The sequence below is a fragment of the Evtepia sp. genome, assembly GCF_034090835.1.
Lineage (GTDB): Bacteria > Bacillota > Clostridia > Oscillospirales > Oscillospiraceae > Evtepia.
Window position 1 is genome coordinate 17767 of record NZ_JAXDRS010000029.1, and the last position, 21397, is coordinate 39163.

The 21397-nt window shown below is 60.1% G+C and carries 25 protein-coding genes; 20 read left to right on the top strand and 5 right to left on the bottom strand.

Annotated elements, in window-relative coordinates; translation table 11 throughout:
- Positions 1–103: 103 nt before the first annotated feature.
- On the bottom strand, positions 104–958 hold the full coding sequence (locus tag SOR61_RS05695; RefSeq protein ID WP_320611709.1) for a DegV family protein: 855 nt from the start codon (positions 956–958) through the stop codon (positions 104–106).
- A gap of 96 nt (positions 959–1054) precedes the next feature.
- On the opposite strand from SOR61_RS05695, the gene SOR61_RS05700 reads away from it, so the two are divergent.
- From SOR61_RS05700 to SOR61_RS05720, 5 genes are all read left to right on the top strand, one after another.
- A complete protein-coding gene (locus SOR61_RS05700; protein WP_320611710.1) occupies positions 1055–1645 on the top strand; it encodes a TetR/AcrR family transcriptional regulator in 591 nt (196 codons plus the stop codon).
- A gap of 117 nt (positions 1646–1762) precedes the next feature.
- Positions 1763–2779, top strand: a complete 1017-nt coding sequence (locus SOR61_RS05705; RefSeq protein ID WP_320611711.1) for an SPFH domain-containing protein — start codon at positions 1763–1765, stop codon at positions 2777–2779.
- Between the two features lie 4 nt (positions 2780–2783).
- The gene (locus SOR61_RS05710) at positions 2784–2996 is read left to right on the top strand and encodes a PTS ascorbate transporter subunit IIC (protein ID WP_320611712.1); all 213 of its coding nucleotides are present in this window, start codon (positions 2784–2786) and stop codon (positions 2994–2996) included.
- A 42-nt stretch (positions 2997–3038) separates the two neighbouring features.
- A complete protein-coding gene (locus tag SOR61_RS05715; RefSeq protein ID WP_320611713.1) occupies positions 3039–3278 on the top strand; it encodes a hypothetical protein in 240 nt (79 codons plus the stop codon).
- Complete coding sequence (locus SOR61_RS05720; RefSeq protein WP_320611714.1) at positions 3259–3570, top strand: YbjQ family protein; 312 nt, start codon at positions 3259–3261, stop codon at positions 3568–3570. Before SOR61_RS05715 ends, SOR61_RS05720 begins: the two co-directional genes overlap by 20 nt.
- 46 nt (positions 3571–3616) lie before the next feature.
- Here SOR61_RS05720 and SOR61_RS05725 read toward each other — a convergent pair whose 3' ends face one another.
- Entirely contained in the window at positions 3617–3985 is a 369-nt protein-coding gene (locus tag SOR61_RS05725) for a SpoVA/SpoVAEb family sporulation membrane protein (protein ID WP_320611751.1), read from the bottom strand.
- Between the two features lie 262 nt (positions 3986–4247).
- Here SOR61_RS05725 and rpsF point away from each other — a divergent pair, with 262 nt between their 5' ends.
- The 6 genes from rpsF to SOR61_RS05755 all read left to right on the top strand — a co-directional run bounded on the left by rpsF (position 4248) and on the right by SOR61_RS05755 (position 7236).
- Positions 4248–4544 (top strand): 30S ribosomal protein S6, encoded by a 297-nt coding sequence (gene rpsF / locus SOR61_RS05730; RefSeq protein ID WP_320611715.1) that lies wholly within the window; start codon positions 4248–4250, stop codon positions 4542–4544.
- Between the two features lie 13 nt (positions 4545–4557).
- Positions 4558–5037: a single-stranded DNA-binding protein gene (locus SOR61_RS05735; RefSeq protein WP_320611716.1), complete on the top strand. Its 480-nt coding sequence runs from the start codon at positions 4558–4560 to the stop codon at positions 5035–5037.
- A 72-nt stretch (positions 5038–5109) separates the two neighbouring features.
- On the top strand, positions 5110–5352 hold the full coding sequence (gene rpsR, locus SOR61_RS05740; protein WP_021919047.1) for a 30S ribosomal protein S18: 243 nt from the start codon (positions 5110–5112) through the stop codon (positions 5350–5352).
- A 117-nt stretch (positions 5353–5469) separates the two neighbouring features.
- Positions 5470–6279 carry a carbon-nitrogen hydrolase family protein gene (locus SOR61_RS05745; RefSeq protein WP_320611717.1) on the top strand — a complete coding sequence of 270 codons (810 nt, stop codon included), beginning with the start codon at positions 5470–5472 and terminating at the stop codon, positions 6277–6279.
- Between the two features lie 72 nt (positions 6280–6351).
- The gene (locus SOR61_RS05750) at positions 6352–6633 is read left to right on the top strand and encodes a translation initiation factor 2 (RefSeq protein WP_320611718.1); all 282 of its coding nucleotides are present in this window, start codon (positions 6352–6354) and stop codon (positions 6631–6633) included.
- A gap of 96 nt (positions 6634–6729) precedes the next feature.
- Complete coding sequence (locus SOR61_RS05755; protein WP_320611719.1) at positions 6730–7236, top strand: shikimate kinase; 507 nt, start codon at positions 6730–6732, stop codon at positions 7234–7236.
- Between the two features lie 45 nt (positions 7237–7281).
- Here SOR61_RS05755 and SOR61_RS05760 read toward each other — a convergent pair whose 3' ends face one another.
- The 3 genes from SOR61_RS05760 to SOR61_RS05770 form a co-directional block, all read right to left on the bottom strand.
- Positions 7282–7818, bottom strand: coding sequence for a QueT transporter family protein (locus SOR61_RS05760; protein ID WP_320611720.1), 537 nt, complete (start codon positions 7816–7818; stop codon positions 7282–7284).
- Positions 7819–8020: 202 nt separating this feature from the next.
- Positions 8021–10348: a SpoIIE family protein phosphatase gene (locus SOR61_RS05765; RefSeq protein WP_320611721.1), complete on the bottom strand. Its 2328-nt coding sequence runs from the start codon at positions 10346–10348 to the stop codon at positions 8021–8023.
- Positions 10349–10652: 304 nt separating this feature from the next.
- Positions 10653–12971: an Ig-like domain-containing protein gene (locus SOR61_RS05770; RefSeq protein WP_320611722.1), complete on the bottom strand. Its 2319-nt coding sequence runs from the start codon at positions 12969–12971 to the stop codon at positions 10653–10655.
- A gap of 511 nt (positions 12972–13482) precedes the next feature.
- On the opposite strand from SOR61_RS05770, the gene SOR61_RS05775 reads away from it, so the two are divergent.
- From SOR61_RS05775 to SOR61_RS05815, 9 genes are all read left to right on the top strand, one after another.
- Positions 13483–14046, top strand: a complete 564-nt coding sequence (locus SOR61_RS05775; RefSeq protein WP_320611723.1) for a hypothetical protein — start codon at positions 13483–13485, stop codon at positions 14044–14046.
- Between the two features lie 195 nt (positions 14047–14241).
- Positions 14242–14820 (top strand): putative ABC transporter permease, encoded by a 579-nt coding sequence (locus SOR61_RS05780; protein ID WP_320611724.1) that lies wholly within the window; start codon positions 14242–14244, stop codon positions 14818–14820.
- 122 nt (positions 14821–14942) lie between these two features.
- On the top strand, positions 14943–15320 hold the full coding sequence (locus SOR61_RS05785) for a GntR family transcriptional regulator (RefSeq protein WP_320611725.1): 378 nt from the start codon (positions 14943–14945) through the stop codon (positions 15318–15320).
- 18 nt (positions 15321–15338) lie between these two features.
- On the top strand, positions 15339–16187 hold the full coding sequence (locus tag SOR61_RS05790; protein WP_320611726.1) for an ABC transporter ATP-binding protein: 849 nt from the start codon (positions 15339–15341) through the stop codon (positions 16185–16187).
- 63 nt (positions 16188–16250) lie between these two features.
- Entirely contained in the window at positions 16251–16856 is a 606-nt protein-coding gene (locus tag SOR61_RS05795) for an ABC-2 transporter permease (protein ID WP_320611727.1), read from the top strand.
- Between the two features lie 428 nt (positions 16857–17284).
- Positions 17285–18283: an ATP-binding cassette domain-containing protein gene (locus SOR61_RS05800; RefSeq protein WP_320611752.1), complete on the top strand. Its 999-nt coding sequence runs from the start codon at positions 17285–17287 to the stop codon at positions 18281–18283.
- Positions 18276–18956 (top strand): methionine ABC transporter permease, encoded by a 681-nt coding sequence (locus SOR61_RS05805; RefSeq protein WP_320611728.1) that lies wholly within the window; start codon positions 18276–18278, stop codon positions 18954–18956. The genes SOR61_RS05800 and SOR61_RS05805 overlap by 8 nt, the downstream gene beginning before the upstream one ends.
- 31 nt (positions 18957–18987) lie before the next feature.
- Positions 18988–19824 (top strand): MetQ/NlpA family ABC transporter substrate-binding protein, encoded by an 837-nt coding sequence (locus SOR61_RS05810; protein WP_320611729.1) that lies wholly within the window; start codon positions 18988–18990, stop codon positions 19822–19824.
- Between the two features lie 170 nt (positions 19825–19994).
- A complete protein-coding gene (locus tag SOR61_RS05815; RefSeq protein ID WP_320611730.1) occupies positions 19995–21386 on the top strand; it encodes an MATE family efflux transporter in 1392 nt (463 codons plus the stop codon).
- Positions 21387–21397 lie beyond the last annotated feature (11 nt).

Genomic DNA, 21397 nt, shown 5'->3' on the forward strand with positions numbered 1-21397 from the left:
CTTGGGATGCTTCTTCGTCAAATATACCATACCCATTCCGGGTTGACAAGTTTTCGTTGCCACAGTTTCCATACAATGGTATGATAAGGTCAGTATATCCGGTTCACTTCCGGACCCGGGCGCAGGCCACGGCCAGCGCCCCGTCCCCTACATGGCAGCAGATGCTCAGGGGCAGGGAGGCCAGCTCTACCTCCCGCTGGGGGAAGGCTGCCCGGACCTCTTCCAGCCAGCGCTCGCCCAGGGCGGGCTCGCCGGAATAGACCGCAAACACGGCCATATCTTCTCCGGCAAAGCGATGGGTCAGGTCGTCCTGCAGCGCCGCCAGCATGGCCTTCTTGGCGTGGGACATGCCCCGGGCCTTTTTAAAGGCATCCAGCTTGCCCCCCTGAATGGTCAAGACGGGCTTGATTTGCAGCACGGACGCCATGGCTGCCCCGGCTGCGGTCACCCGGCCGCTCTTTTTCAGGTATTCCAGGGTGTTCACCGCAACGTAAATGCTGGAGGCTTCCTTTTCCTCCTCCAGGATGGCCTGCACCTCTTCCGCCGCCTTTCCCTGGTCCAGCATGGCCTTGGCGTTGCGGATGGACTGCAGCAGCGTCACAGAGATCCGGTGGTCATCCACCACCAGGACCCGGCCGTTATAGTCCCGGGCCAGGGCCTGGGCCATCTCGCAGGAGCTGCTGAGGGCGGTGCTCATAGGCATATGCAGCACCTGGTCATGGGTCTCCAGCAGGTGCTCCCAAAGCTCGGAAAGGCTGGCCAGCGACGGCTGAGACGTGGAGACCTCCGACCCGCTGCGCAGCTTTTCAAAGAACGCTTCGGTGGTGTAATCCTGCCCTTCCAGGCAAGCTTCTCCGTCGACAAAAAAAGGCATGGGCAGCAGGGCGATCCCCAGCTCCTCTGCCTGGCGGGCGTTCAGCCCGCTGTTGGTATCGGCTACGATTGCTGTTTTTTTCACGATGATATTCTCCAAAATCAGAATGGTGTTCTAATTTTTATTATATCATATTCTCCCCCTCATAACAAGCCCGTCCTTTTTCAGGAGGTGATCCCCTTGAAGCGAAGCTATCACCGCTCTCGGGAAACCCAGCAGAAACTGCTGGACGCCGTGATCCAGCTCACCAAAGAAAAACGCTATGAGTCCATTACCGTCCAGGACGTCTGCCGGGTGGCCGGGGTGTCCACCGGTTCCTTCTACCATCAGTTCGGCTCCAAGGACGACATGGTCCTGGTGGCCTCTCAAAAGATCGACTGGCTCCTCACCCAGCCCTTCCTGGACTCGGTCCAGGACCTGCCCCCTCTCACCGCCCTGGACCATCTGCTCCGCCGGTACGTCTGCTATGTACAGGACGAGATCGGGCCGGTGCTCTCCCAGTACTATCACGTGCTGCTGGACCATCCCGACGCCGCCCGCCGGGACATGGACTGGGCCTACGGCCAGAAGATCCTTGCCCTGATCTCCCAGGCCATAGAGCAAGGGGACCTGCCCCAGGACCTGGAGGCCTCCTATCTGGCCAACCTTATCATGCGGCAGATCCGGGGGCTCTTTCTGGACTGGCTGGTGAAAGGCGGGGCTTACTCCCTGCTGGACGCCTATGAAAAGGACTTTCAGATGTTCCTCCGGCTGGCCCGGGCCACCCCCTGACCCCAGGCAAAATGACTGCGCAGCTGCGCAGTCATTTTTTCTTTTCCCGCTTGACGAAAAGAAATCTTCATGATATTATTTTGATATCAAAAAAGAGAAGATAAGGGAGGTCGTCGTATGAACGAAATCATCCTCACCCAAAGGAAAAACGGCATGGCCGTACTCCTGCTGGTGATCCTTCTGTATGCAGTCGCCATCCTGGGCACGGTCTTCTTCGCCATGAATGATCTCTTCGCCCCCATGGTCGTCTGCATCATCGTGCTTGCCCTGGGATGGATCTTTCTGGCCGGACTGAAAGTCCTGGGACCCCAGGAAGCCCTGGTCCTCACCCTCTTCGGCAAGTACATCGGTACCCTGAAAGGGGAGGGATTCTACTTTGTGAATCCCTTCTGCATCGCGGTCAATCCCGCCGCCAAGACCAAGCTCAGCCAGAGCGGGGACGTGGAAGGGGACAAAGGCTCCAAGCTGCTGGCCGCCATCGGCGCAGGCAGCAACGCCAACCTCACCAAGGAGATGGTCTCCAAAAAGCTCTCGCTGAAGATCATGACCCCCAACAACACCCGCCAGAAGATCCACGACTGTCTGGGCAACCCCGTGGAGATCGGCATTGCCGTCACCTGGCGGGTCACCGACACCGCCAAGGCAGTCTTTGATGTGGACAACTACAAGGAGTTCCTCTCGCTGCAGTGTGACAGTTCCCTGCGCAACATCGTCCGCCTCTATCCTTACGATGTCGCCCCCGGCATCGACACCACCGGCGACGGCGTGGCCGACGAAGGCAGTCTCCGCGGGTCCAGCGAAGTGGTGGCCGCCCGCATCCGGGACGAGATCCACTCCAAGGTCCGGGAGGCCGGTCTGGAGATCCTGGAAGCCCGCATCACCTACCTGGCCTACGCCTCGGAGATCGCCGCCGTCATGCTCCAGCGCCAGCAGGCTTCCGCCATCATCGACGCCCGGAAAATGATCGTGGAAGGCGCCGTGGGCACGGTGGAAATGGCCCTGGAACGACTGGGAGAAAGCGGTATGATCGAACTGGACGAAGAACGGAAGGCCGCCATGGTCTCCAATCTGCTGGTGGTTCTGTGCGGCAGCCACGATGCCCAGCCTGTGGTCAATACCGGCAGTCTCTACTAAATCTATGCCCGAACGCAAAAAGGACGGAAAAAAACAAATCCCTCTGCGCCTTTCTGCCAAACTTTACGCCGCCATTGCCGCCTGGGCAGAGGACGACTTCCGCTCCGTCAACGGGCAGATCGAGTATCTGCTGACCGAGTGCGTCCGGCAACGGAAGAAAAACGGGAAGTATGTCTCAGATGAGATCGATGTCCCTCCGGAGCTGGACTTGGAATGATCCGCTTCCTTTCCCCATATCGTTCAAGGAGCGTGTTCCATTATGACCATTCGACAAAAAAAGAAAGCCGGGGTCTGGCTGTCTGTGCTGGCAGTACTGCTGCTGGTCGCCGGTTATGCCGTTTTCTCCTTTCGGGTCCAGCAGGGACTGGGAATCCCCCTCTTCCTTCTGCTGATCCCGGGGATCTTCCTGCTGGCCGGCGCCGCAGGGATCCTGCTGGCTGCCCGATCCCGCATGAAAGAAATCAACGGAGGTGAAGAAGATGATCTTAGTCAATACTGATTACATTGCCGGAAAGGAACTGGAGATGCTGGGCCTGGTCAAGGGCAGCACCATCCAGTCCAAGAACATCGGCCGGGACATCTCCCAGGGCTTCAAGACCCTGGTGGGCGGTGAGCTCAAGTCCTACACCGAGATGATGAACGACGCCCGGGCCCTGGCCACCAAACGAATGGTGGAAGAGGCCGAAGCGCTGGGAGCTGACGCCGTGGTAAACATCCGCTACGCTTCCTCTGCTGTGGTGCAGGGGGCCGCAGAAGTCATGGCCTACGGCACCGCCGTCAAGGTCCGCTGAGACAGACAAAACATCCGGACAGGGGAGGTCCCCTGTCCGGATGTTTTTATCCGCGCTGGCTCAGCCACAAAACAAGGCCCCAGACCACACTGGCGGAGATGCCGTACACCAGCACCGGGCCCGCCACTGTAAACAGCTTGGCTGCCGTTCCCGTCACCAGGCCCTCGCTGCGGTACTCCATGGCTGGCGCCGCCACGGCGTTGGCAAAGCCGGTGATGGGGACCAGGGTCCCCGCCCCGGCGTGCTTGGCGATCTTATCAAAGATCCCGATGCCCGTAAGCAGCGCTGTGATTCCGATGAGGGTGATGGACACCGCCATGGCTGCGCTTCGCTCGTCCAGCCCCAGGCGGCGATACCCGTCCAGCAGGGGGCCTGCCCTGCTACACAGATCCCGCCCCCCACCAGAAAGGCCCAGACCAGATTCTTCCCCATGGGGGAGGGTCTGGCTTTTCCTTTGACATAGGCGTTGTAGTCTTCACTGGTCAATTTCTCCAGATCCATGGGATCACCTCCCCTGCAGGTTTCCCCGGGGAGGAAAAGATTATGCCTGAATCCCCGGAAAACCCTTGACAAACCTGCCGTTTTCGATATAATAATAGGGCCTGTCTTTAGGGCAGGCATATCCTTGCCGGCAACAGGGATTGCCGGCCAAATGTCCATAAGGAGGTGCAACGAACATGGCAAAGGTAAACGCAAACTATGAAGTGGTCTACATCATGGACCCCGCACTGGGTGACGACGCCATTGCAGCAATGATCGAGAAGTTCAAGACTCTGGTCGAGACCCAGGGTACCGTGGCTGCAATCGACGACTGGGGCAAGCGCCGTCTGGCTTATCCCATCAACGACCTCACCGAGGGCCACTATGTCCTCATGACCTTCACCGCCGCTCCTGAGCTGCCCGCAGAGCTGGACCGCGTGCTGAAGATCACCGAAGGCGTCATGCGCTCCATGATCATCTGCAAGGACGAGTAAGGGGGATCAAGACTTGTTAAACAAGATCTTCCTCCAGGGCCGCCTGGTGGCTGACCCTGAACTCCGGCATACCCAGAGCGGTGTGGCGGTGGCTTCCTTCCGTCTGGCCGTGGACCGGGACTTTAAGGACCGGGAGACCGGCGAGCGGAAAGCAGATTTTATCAACGTCGTTGCCTGGCGGCAGACCGGGGAGTTCGTCTCCCGCTTCCTCTCCAAGGGCCGTATGGCCATCGTAGAGGGCAAGCTCCAGACCCGGGAGTACACCGACCGGGAAGGCAACCGCCGCTACGCCACTGAAGTGGTGGCCGACAACGTCTACTTCGCCGACTCCCGCAAGGAGGCAGAAGGCGGCGGCTACGCCCCCGCACCTGCCAGAGGCGGATATGGCGCCCCTGCCGGCGGCAGCTACGCACAACCCAGCGGCTATTCCGCCGCACCCGTCGTGGATCAGTTCGCTGACCTGACCGACGACGACGGCGAACTGCCCTTCTAAGCAGACTCGCCCATCTCGCAGCCCCCGGCTGCGACGACCACTTTTTATCTTTTTTTAAGGAGGTTTGCTATCATGGCTATGGATAGAGAACGCCCTCGCGGCGGACGGAAACGCCGTAAGGTTTGTACTTTCTGTGTCGATAAGGTCGAGCACATCGATTATAAGGATTCCGCTAAGCTGCGCCGGTTCCTTTCTGAGCGCTCCAAGATTCTGCCCCGCAGAACCACCGGTACCTGCGCTATGCATCAGCGTCAGCTGACCGAGGCCATCAAGCGCGCTCGTCAGATCGCTCTGCTGCCCTACGTCACTGACTAAGTACGCGGTTTTCGCTGCTTGCAACTTCAGACGCGCTGCAAACCTTCGGTTGGCAGCGCGCCTTTTTTCTATGCTGTACCAGGGAAGGCCCTTCCCCCCACTGAAAGGAGATGTCCCATGTCCGCACCCTTCACCGCCTGCATTGTCCAGACCCTTTCCCTCCCCTACGAGAAGGAGGAAAATCTCCGCCGGGCTCTGACCGCCATGGAGACCGCCCACGCCCAGGGAGCCTCCCTCATCCTCTTCCCGGAAATGTTCCTCACCGGCTACCTGATCAAAGACCGGCTGGCCGAGCTCACCGAGGACCTCGCCCAGGGGCAGGCCCTGGCCCGGCTCCGGGAGAAAGCCAAAGCCCTCTCCATGGGCGTGGTCATGGGGATGCCCGTGGCCAACCCCGACGGGGGCAAGCCCTACAACTCCATCGTTATGATCGACCGGGACGGCAGCATCGCCGGGGTCTCTCACAAGACCCATTTCTTCGGCGGCGAGGAAAAGATGTTCACCGCCGGGCAGGAGCTGAAAGCCTTTGACACGTCCTTCGGCCGCATGGGCATCCTGGTGTGCTACGACGGGGAGTTCCCCGAGACCGCCCGCACCCTGGCCCTGGACGGGGCCAAGCTGCTGTGCATGTGCAGCGCCAACATGACCCCCTATGAGGATTACCACCCGGTCTACATGCGGGCCCGGGCCATGGAAAACTGCGCCTACACCCTCTACGTCAACTACGTGGGCACAGAAAAGCGCTTCCGCTACTGTGGCCAGAGCAGCGCCTTCCATCCCACCGGACGCATCCTGGCCCAGGCCGACACCCAGGAGGAGACCATGCTCTTCGTCCCCGTAGACATGGCCGACACCACCTCCCCGGATGCCTTCCTGAACTATCTCAACTTCCGCCGTCCGGAGCTCTATCACGCCTCTCTGAAATGACCCCGTACCCTCTCTTCCGTATATTCTCTCTGCTCTTTGCCCATACTGTGAGAAACGGAAGGAGTGGTTTCCATGGTAAAAGGTATGGCCCGCCGGGTCATTGTGGTCAAATCCCCAGACCCCGATCTCTTTGAACAGGCAATTTTCCTCCTGCGGGAGGATGCCCCCCGGGAAGGTCCCCCGGAAGAACAGGTCCTCCAGTGCGCCCAGGAGGTGGCGGACGCCTACCTGCTGCGCGTCTCCCCCAGAGGCAGACGCTGCCGGTTCCTGCCGCCCCTGCTCTTTGCCCTGGGCGGGGCCCTGCTGGCCTCTGCCCTCTGGCTGCTGGCGCCCGGTTTCCCTCTTCCCTTTTGATCCTTCCGGTGGTATCCTCAGGCTGTCCTTTTTACCCTGTTCGCTGGCCCGGCCCTCCGGTCCGGGCCCTATCCCAAACAGAAAGAGGGAAACGCCATGAACAACATTACGCTCATCGGAATGCCCGGGGTAGGCAAAAGCACCCTGGGCGTCCTGCTGGCCAAGGCCCTTGGCCTGCGCTTTCTGGACACCGACCTGCTCATCCAGTCCCAGGAGAAAAAACTCCTGCGGGACCTCATCGCAGAGCACGGAATCGACGGTTTTCTGGCCATCGAAGGGCAGGTCTGCGCCGACCTGCAAACCCAGGGGGCAGTTATCGCCACCGGGGGCAGCGTAGTCTATGAACCCCGGGCCATGGCCCACCTGAAGGAGCTGGGCCCCGTGGTCTATCTGAAGCTGGACTACCCCTCCCTCTCCCGGCGGCTGGGCAGCCTTAAAAATCGGGGAGTGGTCCTCCGGCCCGGCCAGACCCTGAAAATGCTCTATGACGAGCGCATCCCTCTCTACGAGGGCTACGCTGACCTCACCATCGACTGCGGAGGCCAGGATATCGAAGGCGCCCTGGCTCAGGTCCTTGAGGCGCTCCGCGCATCCGAGAAATAACAAAAACCAGAACCCCACCGCGCAAGGGGTTCTGGTTTTTTCTTTTTATTTTACGGCTGCGGGCTTGGCACCGCCGCGGCGTTCCGGGATCATACGCCGGAAATAGGGCAGATTGGGCATCCCTTTGAGCAGCAGGCCGCCCAGCAGGTAGCAGACCGCCGCCTGGCCCAGCCCCACCCACAGGGCGTTCAGGACAAAAACCGCAGGGAAGCCGGCGGTGAAGCCCACCTCGTACCAGGCCAGCATCCCGCCCACCAGGACCATATTGCACAGCACCGGCGGCAGAGGCGCCAGCCAGCGGTGGTTGGTCTTCTGGGTGAGCAGCGCCCCCAAAAGGGTGGCCAGAGAACCGATCACGATATCCAGCGGCCCATAGGGGCTCAGGAGATTGGCCACAAGGCACCCCACAAAAAGGCCCGGCGCTGTGCCGGGAAACAGAAAGGGCAGAACCGTCAGGGCTTCGGAAAAACGGAACTGAACCGGGCCATAGGCCAGGTTCATGGCGGACGCCACCAGGGTCAGGGCCGCATAGGCCGCCGCAATGACCCCATTCAGGGCCAGCAGATGAGTGTTTGAGCGCATTGATCTTTGCCTCCATTTTCGTATTTAGAGCATGGTGCGCGAGCCATGCAGCGGCGGCAGAGGCCGCCGGTTGGACCGGGTGTGGAAACCAGTCGACCTCAGTGTATCACAGCTTGCCCAAAAAGAAAACCCTCTTTTGCCAGCAAAGGGAAGGAGCGCCCCACACGGGCCCTCCTTCCCTTTGTCCGTTTCCTTGTGATCCTTACCGCTCCTTTCCCTTTTCCAGCAGCACGGCAATGACCGTGCCGTCGTCCTCGCCGCGGTGGCGGGCCTGACTCTCCTTCAGTACCTTCTCTGCCAGCTCTCCCGGGCTGGTTCCCTGGTATCCCGCCAGAAGCTCTCGCAGCCAATGGTCCTCCCGGCCGCAGAGGATCCCGTCGGTGAGCATGAGCACCCAGTCCCCCTGCTCCCCCCGGAATTTGTGCAGGTCCGGCTTAGCCTGTTGGCCTGTGACGATCCCTGCCGGCAGGGACTGGCCTACGGCACACTTGATCTGCCGTCCCCGCCGCACATAGGTGGGGGCGGCGCCCTGCTTATGGACACAGCACCGGCCGCTGAACAGGTCCACCGACAACAGATCCACGGTGGTGCTTCCTCCCGCTTCGCCCCGCAGGGCCAGCGCAGAGCCCACCGTTTCCAGCACCTGATCCGGCTCCATGCCTGCCCGCAGAAAACTCTCGATCAATTTCGCCGCCTGGCTGCTCTCCTGCCGCGCTTCCGGGCCGCTGCCCATGCCATCGCACAGCAATAAAAACAGCATACCGTCCTCCCGGCGAAACCAGATCCCTGTGTCGCCGCTGACGTGCTCCCCCTTTCTCGGGGCACCCGCCACCGCCGCCAGGGCGCGGAAGGGCTCCGCCTGGGCAAACAGCAGGTGGCCATTGGCCTCCTCCCCCTCCCGCAGGGGGGTGCCCAACACTTCGGCCAGTTCCCGCCGGGCAGAGGGACGCTTCAATTCTTCCGTGGCAGGCACCTCTACCCGGAGGTGCCCATCCCTGTCATAATAGACCACCCCGCCTTCCACATTCATACTTCGCAGCAGCTTCCGCAGTTTCTCCTGACGGGGCAGATCCGGGGTGAGTCCCGCCGACAGTTCCGCCGCTGCCCCCTGCATCAGCTGGTCCATCCGGGCATACTGACTGCACAGGGCCGCTCGTGTCTCCCAGGTGCGGCGCAGGGTCTGCCGCCGCCGGAGAAAGGCCGTCAGCTCCCGGTTTAGTTCCCCTAAAAATTCCGGAAAGTGTACACAGCGTGTGGAAAATTGCCCGGGAAAATCCGTGGCCAACGCCCGCCCCCGCTCCATAATCGGACCGGTGGCGTCGTTCGAATACCCCCGGGTGGCCTCGTACTCCTTCTGCCAGCAGACGCTGCGCAACGGGCACTTCACACAGACCTTGTCCGCCGTCCGGGTAAAGAGCTCCGCCGGGTTTTCCGTATTGGTATCCTCTGGGCGCAAGGTCTCCCGAAGGCTGTCATATAGGGTATGGAAGGCGGCAGCCATTTCTCCCATCCTTCGGGCGACCCGCTCCCCTCTTCCGTCCGGCTCCTCCCCCTGCCGGGGCAGAGCCGCCGGGAGCGCAGTCTCCTTCGTCGGCCGCAGCGGCAGCAGTAAAAAGACAATGGCCCCCACCAGGGCCTCCATGGGCATCCCCATGCGGACGCCGCCGTCCCAGTTCCACAGCACCACCACCCCGCTGGCCAGCACATACACCAGCGCCGCCAGGATCTTGCTCTTCTCCCGGCACAGGCCACAGGCCAGACCCGCAATGGAGAAGATCATACTGTAAAAGGGCTCCTCTCCCGAGGACAAGTCCAGGGCCACACCGCCGCAGGCCCCCGCCAGGATCCCTTCCCCGGGCCCCCGCCGGGCTGCCGCCATGACGCCCACGGCGGCCAGCAGGCGGCCCATGGAGAAGGTCTCCAAAATTTCCACCCGCCCCAGGGACATGAGCACCGTGCCCCCCAGCATCAAAAGCCCCGCCCACTGGCGTGAGGTGATGGTCTGTGGCTGGTCCAGCATCCGGGGCCACTGGGTAAAGACCACCCGATAGCAGTAGGCCGCCGCCGCTGCAAAAAGGATCTCGGTGACGAAGTACACCATGTCCTCCCCGTACCAGCCCTCCCCCGCCCGGCAGATGATCCCGGTGAGGGCGCTGAGCAGGCAGGCGATCCCCGGCATAAACCAGGCCCGTTGGTAGAACCGGGCGTCGTAAAAGGCAAAGGCCACCGAATAGGTCAGGATGGCAGAGGCCGCATACCGCATCCCGTCGGTCATCCCCTCCAGGCACAGGTATCCCAGGCAGCTCCCCGCCAGGGTGCAGAAGCCGGTGACCCCCGACCCGGCCGCCGCCACCGCCGCCACGCCGAAGGGGGCATACTGGCCAAAAATCTCCGCCCCCGCCAGCACCGCTCCCAACAGAAAGCCCACGCCGGACTCCGCCATTCCCATGAGCGCCCGCCGGGACAGGTTCACAGTGTCCCGCCGGGGGAACCGGAGCAGCGGTCCCCTTGCTTTCTCCTTTGTTGCCATGATGATCCCTCCCGATCTGCCTAACTTGTTTGTTTATGCCTCGTTTGTCCCGATTATACGCATCCCCCTCAAAAAAGGCTGTCGGACGGTGCATGGGGAAAGTTGGAGCCTTTCTCCAGAAAACCGCCCCCTCTCCCCTTCTTCGCCCCCATGGGGGATTCTTCCCGGAAATCGGTCAGGCGAAAGAAGGGGACCCGGGCAAAAGAAAAAGGCCCCCCGCCCTCTCCGCACAAAAAAATTCCCCCTGGGAAGCGCCTTCTGCGCTTCCCAGGGGGAATGGTTTCTCTATAATGTTCTGCCGGGATCACCAGATGCAGCGGATCTCACACTTAAAGGTCTTGTCTCCCATCTTGGCCACCACGGTGGTCTTGCCCTTGCCCACCGCAGTGACAGTGCCGTCCTCCGCCACCTTGGCAATGGTGGCGTCCTGGCTCTCCCAGGTCACAGCGCCGGTGGCGTTGTTCACCTGCAGCTTGATGGTCTTACCTTCCCCGTCCAGGGTCACGTCCGTGCTGCTCAGCACAGGATCTCCCGTGGGCTGGGGGGTCTCGTCGGTCCAGGTGCAGCGAACCACACACTCGGCCTTCTGTCCGTTCTCCATGGAGGCGGTGATGGTGGCGGTACCCGGCCCCACGGTGGTGACCACACCATTCGCATCCACTGTGGCCACCTTCTCATCGCTGGTGGTCCAGGTGAGGGTCGCTGTGCTCCCCTCCGGGGCAAAGGTGGGTGCCAGCGTGTGCTTGGCTCCCTTTTCACTGAAATTCAAGTCGGTGTTGTCCAGGGTAAAGATCTCTGCGGTGTCCTTGGGTGCCTGGGTCTCCTCTTCCTTCTGCTGGCTGAGGATGCCGCTCTGGAACACAGGGACCACAGTCTTGACCACAATAAACCCGGCGGCAACGACGATCACCAGGGAGAGGATAATGAGGAAGGGATTCACCCGGCTCTTTTTCTTCTCCTTGGATCTGCGCTCCTTGGGGGCTTTCTTGCGCTGCTTGGCCTGGGTGCGCTCTTCCTCCTGCACCGGGGCCGCATCCCATACCTGGGTGGCGGCCTGGTCCGCAGCGGTTTCTTCGGCGGCGGACTGGTCGTCGTCCTCGTAGGCGTACGGCTCCCCATAGGACTCTTCATAGGGATCGTCATAGACCACCGTCTCGTCCGCTTCCTCATACACCGCCTGCACAGCTTCCGTCTCCATCACCCGGGTGGGCTCCTCTGCCGGCTCTTCGTAGCGCTCTGCCATGGGGCTCTGGTCCTCTGCGCTCAGCTGGTCCTGGGCAGGGAACACCTGGGTGGGCATCTCATCTTCCACCCAGTTCTCCTGGGCCTCCTCCACAGGGGCGGGCTCTTCATCCACAGGGGAGTAGACGATCTCCTCCGGCTGGGGCAGGGGCTCCTCCCCGGTCTGGATGGGGGCCGCTGCGGTGGGGTCTGCCTCCAGGGGTGCGCCGTCGGCAGGGTCCACCTGGGTCTCGGGTTCGGGCTCTGCGGGCTTGGTCAGCTCCTCCTGTCCCAGCTGGGGCACCGGGCTCTCCACCAGCAGGCCGCGGATCTCTTTGAGCAGGGCGTCCAGGTCCTCGTCGGTCTCCACCGCCGGGGTCTCCTGGGCGGGGGCCGCCGCAGCGGGGGCTGCGTCCGCAGAGGCAGCCTCCCCGGCGGGAACGGTCTGCTGCGCCGCCGGCTGGGCAGGCTCCGCAGAGGGCGCCGCTTCTTCCACCAGCGCCCCCTCTACTTCGATCTCTGTGGGGATCTCAGGCACCTCGGGCAGGGTCTGGATCTCTCCTCCTGCCTCCGTGAGGTCTGCCATTTCCAGTTCTTTCATCTCGGCCCAGACATTGGCATCTGCCTGGTCCTGGGCCGCATTGGCCTGGGCGGCCTCCTGCTTCATCTCCTCGGGAATGAACACAGGGATGTCCTGCAGCTCCGTGCCCGCAGGCTCCGAGACCATCACCGGTCCCTCCGCCGACACCGGGGTCTGGGCATAGGCCGCAGGATCGGCGCTCCCCACGGACTCTTCCGTGGTAAAGCCAAAGGTCTCCGGCACGGTATCTTCTTCAAAGACCGGCCCGGCCTCCACCTTGGGTCCGGCGGCCAGGGCAGCCTCTCGGGCGGCCCGGTCCCGCTCCCGCTTCCGCTGGGCGGCGCGGGCAGCCCGCTCGGCCAGACGAGCGGCCTTCTCTTCCTCGTTGAGCTCGCTGGTCTTGCGGCGGTGCTTCCAGTCCCGCTGGCTGGCCGTCTCCTTCACCGGGGCGGGCTCAGTCCGGGGGGATTCCTTCTTCCGGGCAGGGGCAGCAGAAGAGACGGAAGGTTCCTTCCGCTCCCGATGCTCCTTATACTCCGGGCTTCTCTCCCGGCGGCCAGCGCTCTCCTCCCGCTTTTCCTGGGCGGAGCGGTCGGGCCGGGGTCTCTTTTCCCCCTTGCCGTTCTTCTCGCCCTTGGCAGGAGCGCCGAAGAGGGAGTTCACAAGGTTTTTCTTCTTCTGCTTCTTTTCAGCCTGGCGCCGCTCTTCTTCCTGGCGGCCAGCGTCGCAGAAGGGACAATATTTATATGTAACGGAATAGTACTCCCCGCAGTGCAGGCAGCGTACCGTTTGACTGCGCAGTGTGATCTGCTTGGTTTCCATTGGGGTTCCTCCTTCCCAAACTGCGGGAAACACTCCGCTCCCGCAAAAGGAAAACTTTACCAATTTGTAATCTTTCGTAATATTTAATGTATTGTACCACACCACTGCAAATATCGTCAACCTTCTCCCTCAGGAAAACCCTTGGCGTTCTTTTCCTTTCCGGTACAAAACAACAGCACTTGCACACCACCATCCCGTTGGTGCTGGCAGTCTAAACGCACCTTCGTGCGCTCCTTCAGGGCATTCCCAAAGTTACGATCCGCTGTTCTTTCTCCTCGCCGGCCATTAACGTTTCAACTTCATGTTTATTGTTTTATAAACCAAATGATGATAGACTGGTTTGACTTTTTAGAGCATAATAGTTTCAAATACGCAAGAGTTTTTTCCATGGAAAACTTTATTTCCCTACCTCTCTAAAATTATGGCCTTTTCACTCTCCACCTCTGCTTTCGCTGCAAGGGAATAGAGCGGTTCGCAGACAGAACCGACTTTGTTCGGGAACCATTCTATCATGGCTATTAAATCCCTACTTTTCAAACGGAAAGGAAGAAAATCATTGAATCACATGCTCTATGAACAATTTCTAACACTCAATCTTGATACTTCCTGGGTCGGTTTATCCCGTGAAGAAGATCAACAATATTTCTGCACTCCCATCGGCGCCAACATCATCGCCTGGGACAATGGCATCCATTATTGCTTTATCCAGGGTTTTGACGAAATGGTCTTTGCCGTGAACCCTGATACGGGGTGTGATCACTATGTCTATCCTTTGGCGAAAAACTTTTATGATTTTCTAAGTTTGGTCTTAGCCACAAAAAATGCAAATGCCATGCAGCAAGTGATCCTATGGAACAAGCAGCAATTTATAGAGTTTATTCACGCACCGGAGAATGTCGAATATGACGCCAAACCCGAAGTCACAGCCGTATTACATGATATTCAAACAAAATTGAGTGTTTCTCCCATGGAACATCCCTTTGAATACATCAAACGTATTCAAGCAGATTTCCCTTACGACAAAATAAAATTCACGGATGAATTTTATGAAACGACTGGTATGGAAAGGCCTTAAAACAAGGGGCTGCCCCTGTCTGCTGGGCGGCGCAGAACTGTCGACCAGATACCCCTTGGCGTTCCTACCAGTTTCCTCCATCCCCCCGCCCCTTTCCTGTGCAATTTTTCTTGACGGATGCCCCCTTTTCCCGTATAGTCAGAAAGGCAAATCCCTGTCCCCTCCACCCACCGTTTTTTATGAAAGGATGTCTCTATGTCTGCTTCTGCCGCCACCCCCACCCGCGCAAAAACACCCTTGAAACACCTCTTTCTCTTCTTCGTCTTTTACTCGGTCTTTGGCTGGTGCTACGAGGTTTTCCTGGAAACCGTCGTCTACCGCTGGGGATTCAGCAACCGAGGCGTCCTCTTTGGCCCCTACTGCCCGGTGTATGGCGTAGGCGCCCTGCTCTTTCTCCTGCTCTTCTACCGTCTCATCAAAGGAAAGCCTCTGAAAACCAAGCTGCTCATGCTCCCTGTGGTGTTCCTGGGCTGTATGATCTCCGCCACCCTACTGGAGCTGGCCGCCTCCTATCTCTGCGAATCCATCATGGGTTCTTGGCCCTGGCAGACTTATGCCGACTACAAGTATAACTTCCAGGCTCGGATCGCCCTCTCTCCCTCCATTCGCTTTGGTCTGGGCGGCCTGTTCTTCCTGTACATCCTGCAGCCCCTGCTGGAAAAGGGCGTCCGCGCCCTGTCTGATCGGACCACCACCATCCTCACCACCGTTCTGGCAGTGGTGGGCGGCGTGGACCTGATCCACTTCATCCTGAAAACCGCCGGGGTACTGTAACCCCGCTCTCCTGCCGTCGGCCCTTGGGCCGGGGGCAGGATTTTTTCTGCCCGCCCCCTTGACATGGGGCCTTATACTGGGTATACTGTACATACCGTATATGAACAGAATGGATGGTACCAATGAACATTCTCATCAGAAACGACACCGACAAGCCCATTTACGAACAGATCGCCACCCAGATCAAAAATGAGATCCTCTCCGGCCAGCTGCCCTCCGGCAGTCCCCTGCCCTCCATCCGCAGCCTGGCCAAAGATCTCCGGGTGAGCGTCATCACCACCAAGCGGGCCTACGAAGAGCTGGAAAAGGAGGGCTACCTCTACACCATTCCCGCCAAGGGCAGCTATGTGGCTGAAAAAAACACCCAGCTGGTGCGGGAAGCCTACCTCACCCAGATCGAAACCCACATGCAGGAAATTCTCTCCCTGGCAGAGTCCTGCGGACTCTCTCTGGACGACCTCATGGAAATGCTCCGGCTACTCGCCCAGGACATCCCCTAACAGAAAGGAGCGCCTTCCATGGACGCTGTGATTTGTCAAGGACTGACCAAGTCCTACGATGGCTTTACCCTGGACCATCTGACCTTTTCCCTTCCCACCGGCTGTATCCTGGGCCTGGTGGGAGAAAACGGAGCCGGTAAGTCCACCACCCTGAAACTCCTGATGAACGCTCTGCCCCGGGACGGCGGCTCCACCCTCCTCCTGGGCACCGACAGCCAGAGCCCCGGCTTCCTCCAGACCAAGCAGGACATCGGCGTGGTGCTGGACGAGGCCTGCTTCCCCGAAGCGGTGACTGCCCATGAGCTGGGAAAGATCATGGGCTATACCTACCGCAACTGGGACCAGGCCCAATACGATGCCTACCTCTCCCGGTTTCGCATCCCCCTGGGAAAGGCCTTCAAGACCTTCTCCCGGGGCACCAAAATGAAGCTGGCCATCGCGGTGGCCTTGTCCCACCACGCCAAGCTTCTCCTGCTGGACGAGGCAACCAGCGGCCTGGACCCCATGGTAAGGGACGAGATCCTGGATGTGTTCAACGAGTTCACCCGAGAGGAAAACCACACCGTGATCCTCTCCTCTCACATCGTCAGCGACCTGGAAAAGATCTGCGATTACATTGCTTTCCTCCACCACGGAACATTACTGCTCTTTGAGGAAAAGGACCGCCTTCTGGAGGAGTACCGCATCCTTTCCCTCCCCCGCCAGCAGTTGGAAGAGCTGGACCCGGAGGCCATCGCCGGGGTAAAGCACGGGCCCTACGGGTCCCGGGCCCTGGTGCGGCGCAGCCGCATCCCCAGTACCTTCTCCACCCAGCGCACCACCCTGGAGGACATCATCCTGTTTTTAGCCCAGGAAGAAGAATCGTGATCTACCCTCCTCCGCGTCAAGCTTTCATCCCATTTCCCCTCCCCAAGAAAGGAGTGATCTTCCATGAAAGGTCTTCTCTATAAAGATTTTCGTGTTTTAGTCCGTGAAATGAAATTCATGCTGCTCCTGGTCATCCTGTTCTGTCTCATCCCTCAACGGGGCGACTTCTTCTTCGGCGGTTTCTTCTTCATCTACGGGGGACTGATGATCCCCTTCTCCCTCATGGCCTACGATGAGCGGGCCAAATGGGATACCCTGGCTGCCATGCTGCCCTACGCGCCCCGGGACCTGGTCCTCAGCCGCTACTGCATGGGCTGGCTCATTGCCGCGTGCGCCGGGGTGGTCTATCTCATCGGCCGCTTTTTCCTCCCCTCCGGCCAGCCCTTCGCCCCGGCAGACGCCACGGCCCTGCTCATGATGGTGGGGCTCTTCCTGCTCCTCCAGGCCGTCTTCCTCCCCATCCTGTTTCGCAACGGGGTAGAAAAGGCCCGGATGATGGGGATTCTCCTGCTGGTGGTCATCGCCATCCTGGTGGGCGGGCTCACCGCCCTCTTCTCTGAGCTACTCCCCACCCTGGCCAGCCTGGCCGCCTTCCTGCCCCTGATCGGCCTGGCCCTCTGCCTGGCCTCCATCCCCCTCTCTATCAAGCTCTACTGCCATCGCCGCTGACAACATCCCTCCGCTCGCATGTATCCCCTCCCCCACGCTGTAAAAATTTTTCTGCCTGGCCCCTTGACTTTTCCCTCCATTTAGCGTAGATTATAGTGCAACAACCAAACACACCAAAGACAATGAAGAGAAGAGTACCCGTGGAGATACGGCGCAGAGAGTCCCGGTTGGTGGAAAGGGACACGGAAGGCCGCGGAGAAGATGGTCTCGGAGTCGCGCACCGACCGGACGGATCCCGTCCCTTAGGCTGCGACGGGTGCGCCCGTCATCGCGCAGGAGTGTGTCTGCACTCTCTAAGGCCCAGCTTCGTGAGAAGCGGGTGAACCAAGGTGGTACCACGGTCAATTCAGCCGTCCTTGATGCGTCGCATCAGGGACGGTTTTTTGCAACTTAGAGAAGGAAAAGAGGGATGCTGTGTGAGTCAGTCCATCATCCAAATCCAAAAACTGAATAAGACCTTCGGGGCGGGGCCAACCGCCATCCATGCCCTGAAAAACATCAACCTGGATATCCAGGAAGGGGAGATCTTCGGCATCATCGGTCTGTCCGGCGCGGGCAAGTCCACCCTGGTCCGGTGCATGAACCTGCTGGAGCGTCCCACCTCCGGCAAGGTCATCGTGAACGGTCAGGACCTCACCAAGCTCTACAAGGCCCAGCTGCGCAAGGCCCGCCAGTCCATCGGCATGATTTTCCAGAGCTTTAACCTGCTCATGCAGCGCAACGCCCTGGATAACATCTGCTTCCCCCTGGAGCTCATCGGCACCAAGCGGGCCGACGCAGTAAAGCGGGCCCGGGAACTGCTGGCCCTGGTGGGCCTGGAAGACCGGGAGAAAGCCTACCCCGCCCAGATGTCCGGCGGCCAGAAGCAGCGGGTGGCCATCGCCCGAGCCCTGGCCACCAACCCCAAGGTCCTGCTGTGCGACGAGGCTACCTCCGCCCTGGACCCCACCACCACCCTCTCCATCCTGGAGCTGCTCAAAAAGCTTAACGCCAAGCTGGGAGTCACGGTAGTGGTCATCACCCACCAGATGAACGTCATCGAAGAGATCTGCCACCGGGTGGCCATCCTGGACAGCGGCGTGGTAGCCGAGCAGGGTCTCGTGGCCGACATCTTCTCCCACCCCAAAACCGACATCGGCCGCCGTCTGGTCTATCCCAACGGCGTGCAGATCGACCGTCTCCCCCCCTCCCGGGTGATCCGCATCGCCTTCAACGGCGGCTCCTCTTACGAGCCCCTCATCGCCTCCCTGGCCATTGACTGCGGGGTTAAGGTCAACATCCTGGGTGCCGACACCCGGAACATCGACGGCAAAGCCTTCGGCACCATGCTTTTGGGCCTGCCCACGGCAGACAGCGACGCCGTCAAAGCCCTGCGTTACATCCAGAACCAACCCGACATTACCGTAGAGGAGGTGCCCCATGGCTGAATCCATTTCTCTCTTCTGGGCCGAGTACGGAACCCTTCTGCTGGAAGGCACCCGTGATACCCTGCTGATGGTGGGCATCTCCACTGTCTTCGCCTATGTCATCGGCCTGCCCCTGGGGGTGCTGCTGAGTATCACCAGCCCCCATGGTATCCTGCCCCTCAAGTGGTTCAACCGCATTCTGGGGTGGATCGTGAACATCGGCCGCTCCATCCCCTTCCTCATCCTCATGGTGGCCATCATGGACTTCACCAAGCTCATCGTCGGCACCAAGCTGGGTGTTCCCGGCGCCATCGTCCCCCTGGTGGTCTCTGCCGCTCCCTTTGTGGCCCGTATGATCGAGACCTCTTTGGCAGAAGTGGACGCCGGTGTGGTAGAAGCTGCCCAGTCCATGGGTGCCTCCACTGGACAGATCATCCGTAAGGTCTACCTGCCCGAGGCCCGCCCCTCCCTCATCCTGGGGGCCTCCATCTCCATCATCACCATCCTGGCCTACACCGCCATCGCAGGCGCCGTGGGCGCAGGCGGTCTGGGTGACCTGGCCGTCCGCTATGGTTACCAAAGATCGGTATCCTCTATGATGCTGGTCACCGTCATCCTCATTATCGTGATGGTCCAGATCATCCAAACCGTGTTCAGTGTGCTGTCCACCAAGATGGACAAGCGTCTGAGATAAATTTCATCTTACTTCAAGGAGGAAACGACTCATGAAAAAACTCTTGGCTCTCGTCTTCGCCCTCACCATGGTCCTCTCCCTGGCTGCCTGCGGTTCCAGCAACGACGCAGACAAGTCCGGAGACACCGCCGGCGAAACCGTCACCCTGAAGGTTGGCGCAACCCCCACCCCCCACGCTGAGATCCTGGCTGTGGTGAAGGACGACCTGGCAAAGCAGGGCATCAACCTGGAGGTCACCGAGTACTCTGACTACGTCATCCCCAACACCGCCGTGGAAGACGGTGAGCTGGACGCTAACTTCTTCCAGCACATCACCTACATGGAAGACTCCAACGCCTCCAAGGGCACCCATCTGGTGAACGCCGGCAACATCCACTACGAGCCCATGGGCATCTACGCCGGTAAGACCACCGACCTGAACAACATCCCCGACGGCGCCACCATCGCTGTGCCCAACGACGCCACCAACGAGGGCCGCGCTCTGCTGCTGCTCCAGGATCTGAAGCTCATCGAGATCAACCCCGACGCCGGCCTGAACGCCACCCCCAACGACATCACCTCCAACCCCAAGAACCTGAAGTTCAAGGAGCTGGACGCCGCTATGCTGGCTCAGACCCGGGAGGATGTGGACCTGTCCATCATCAACTCCAACTTCGCCATCCAGGGCGGCCTGGACCCCAAGACCGACGCTCTGGCCTCTGAGGACCCCCAGTCTGACGCTGCAAAGGCTTACACCAACATCATCGCCGTAAAGGAAGGCAACGAGAACAACGAGGCCATCAAGGCTCTGGTGGCTGCCCTCCAGACCGAAAAGGTGAAGGAATTTATCGACACCACCTACAAGGGCTCCGTGGTTGCCATGTTCTGATTTTCCAGAAAATTGCATTTTTCTTCGGATTCTACCGCAAAAAAAGGAGAAACCTACGGGTTTCTCCTTTTTTTGTCCAATTCCACCATTGACAGATCATTTCCTCACGAGTAGAGTATATGGGCAATTGTATTTTCTTATTTTAAATGTATCAGTAAGGAAGGATTCCCATGCAGAACAAAACCCCCTCCCTCGCCCCCAAAGAGAACAAAATGGGCGTGCAGCCCGTGGGGAAGCTCCTGGCCGGGATGGCCATCCCCATGATGATCTCAATGCTGGTGCAGGCCTTTTACAACATCGTGGACAGTGTCTTCGTCTCCCGCCTGAGCGAAAACGCCCTCTCTGCGGTCTCTTTGGCCTTCCCCCTGCAAAACCTGATGATCGCCGTGGGCGCCGGCACCGCCGTGGGTATGAACGCCCTGCTCTCCCGCTCTCTGGGCGCCAAAGAACAGGACCGGGTGGACCGCACCGCCAACACCGCCATCTTCCTGGCGCTTTGTTCCTTCGTGGTGTTCGCCCTCTTGGGCATCTTCTTCTCCCGCCCCTTCTTCCTGCTTCAGACCAATGTCCCTGAGATCGTAGATTACGGCACCGGCTACGCCTCGGTCTGCCTGGGCTGCTCCATCGGCATTTTCTGTCAGTTCACCTTTGAGCGTCTGCTCCAGTCCACCGGCCGGACCCACCTGTCCATGTGCACCCAGCTCATCGGCGCCGTGATCAACATCATCCTGGACCCCATCCTGATCTTCGGCCTCTTTGGCGCGCCCCGGCTGGAGGTCATGGGCGCCGCTGTGGCCACGGTCTGCGGACAGTGCGTGGCCGCCCTGGCTGCCATCCTCATGAACCTGAAGAAAAACCCGGAGATCCACTTCTCCCTGCGCCAGGTCCGCTGGCACGGCCCCACTGTCAAGGGGATCTACCGCATCGCCATCCCCTCCATCGTCATGCTGAGCATCGGCTCTGTCATGGTCTTTGGCCTCAACCGCATCCTGATCTCCTTTACCACCACGGCCACCGCCGTGTTCGGCGCTTACTTCAAGCTCCAGAGCTTTATCTTCATGCCCGTGTTCGGCCTGAACAACGGCATGGTCCCCATCATCGCCTATAACTTCGGCGCCAGAAAGCCCGACCGGGTGAAGCGGACCATCAAGCTGGCCATCCTCACCTCCATGTCCATCATGGCGGTTGGTCTGGCCGCCTTTGAGCTCATCCCCGGTACCCTCCTCTCCTTCTTCGACGCCTCGGAGAACATGCTGGCCATCGGGACCCCCGCCCTGCGGATCATCGGCCTGCACTTCGTGCTGGCTGGCTTTGATATCATCGCCACCTCCGTCTTCCAGGCCATCGGCAATCCCCTCCACAGCCTTCTGGTCTCCGCCTGCCGTCAGCTTCTGGTGCTTCTGCCCACCGCCTGGCTCCTGTCCCAGACCGGCATCCTGACCCTGGTGTGGCTGGCCTTCCCCATCTCCGAGCTGGTGGACATGTGCCTGTGCATCATCATCCTGCGGAAAACCCTCCGCCGGGCAGAGCAGACCATGACCCGCTCTGCCTCCCAGGCATGAGCGCCACCGCT

Excerpts from the sequence above, each read along its gene's own strand:
- SOR61_RS05710 (WP_320611712.1), top strand. The coding sequence starts at position 2,784 with ATGCCCGAACGCAAAAAGGACGGAAAAAAACAAATCCCTCTGCGCCTT.
- SOR61_RS05805 (WP_320611728.1), top strand. The coding sequence starts at position 18,276 with ATGGCTGAATCCATTTCTCTCTTCTGGGCCGAGTACGGAACCCTTCTG.
- SOR61_RS05815 (WP_320611730.1), top strand. The coding sequence starts at position 19,995 with ATGCAGAACAAAACCCCCTCCCTCGCCCCCAAAGAGAACAAAATGGGC.
- SOR61_RS05790 (WP_320611726.1), top strand. The coding sequence starts at position 15,339 with ATGGACGCTGTGATTTGTCAAGGACTGACCAAGTCCTACGATGGCTTT.
- SOR61_RS05765 (WP_320611721.1), bottom strand. The coding sequence starts at position 10,348 with ATGGCAACAAAGGAGAAAGCAAGGGGACCGCTGCTCCGGTTCCCCCGG.
- SOR61_RS05775 (WP_320611723.1), top strand. The coding sequence starts at position 13,483 with ATGGCTATTAAATCCCTACTTTTCAAACGGAAAGGAAGAAAATCATTG.
- SOR61_RS05795 (WP_320611727.1), top strand. The coding sequence starts at position 16,251 with ATGAAAGGTCTTCTCTATAAAGATTTTCGTGTTTTAGTCCGTGAAATG.
- SOR61_RS05715 (WP_320611713.1), top strand. The coding sequence starts at position 3,039 with ATGACCATTCGACAAAAAAAGAAAGCCGGGGTCTGGCTGTCTGTGCTG.
- SOR61_RS05785 (WP_320611725.1), top strand. The coding sequence starts at position 14,943 with ATGAACATTCTCATCAGAAACGACACCGACAAGCCCATTTACGAACAG.
- SOR61_RS05720 (WP_320611714.1), top strand. The coding sequence starts at position 3,259 with ATGATCTTAGTCAATACTGATTACATTGCCGGAAAGGAACTGGAGATG.
- SOR61_RS05810 (WP_320611729.1), top strand. The coding sequence starts at position 18,988 with ATGAAAAAACTCTTGGCTCTCGTCTTCGCCCTCACCATGGTCCTCTCC.
- SOR61_RS05705 (WP_320611711.1), top strand. The coding sequence starts at position 1,763 with ATGAACGAAATCATCCTCACCCAAAGGAAAAACGGCATGGCCGTACTC.
- SOR61_RS05780 (WP_320611724.1), top strand. The coding sequence starts at position 14,242 with ATGTCTGCTTCTGCCGCCACCCCCACCCGCGCAAAAACACCCTTGAAA.
- rpsR (WP_021919047.1), top strand. The coding sequence starts at position 5,110 with ATGGCTATGGATAGAGAACGCCCTCGCGGCGGACGGAAACGCCGTAAG.
- SOR61_RS05750 (WP_320611718.1), top strand. The coding sequence starts at position 6,352 with ATGGTAAAAGGTATGGCCCGCCGGGTCATTGTGGTCAAATCCCCAGAC.
- rpsF (WP_320611715.1), top strand. The coding sequence starts at position 4,248 with ATGGCAAAGGTAAACGCAAACTATGAAGTGGTCTACATCATGGACCCC.
- SOR61_RS05770 (WP_320611722.1), bottom strand. The coding sequence starts at position 12,971 with ATGGAAACCAAGCAGATCACACTGCGCAGTCAAACGGTACGCTGCCTG.
- SOR61_RS05755 (WP_320611719.1), top strand. The coding sequence starts at position 6,730 with ATGAACAACATTACGCTCATCGGAATGCCCGGGGTAGGCAAAAGCACC.
- SOR61_RS05745 (WP_320611717.1), top strand. The coding sequence starts at position 5,470 with ATGTCCGCACCCTTCACCGCCTGCATTGTCCAGACCCTTTCCCTCCCC.
- SOR61_RS05760 (WP_320611720.1), bottom strand. The coding sequence starts at position 7,818 with ATGCGCTCAAACACTCATCTGCTGGCCCTGAATGGGGTCATTGCGGCG.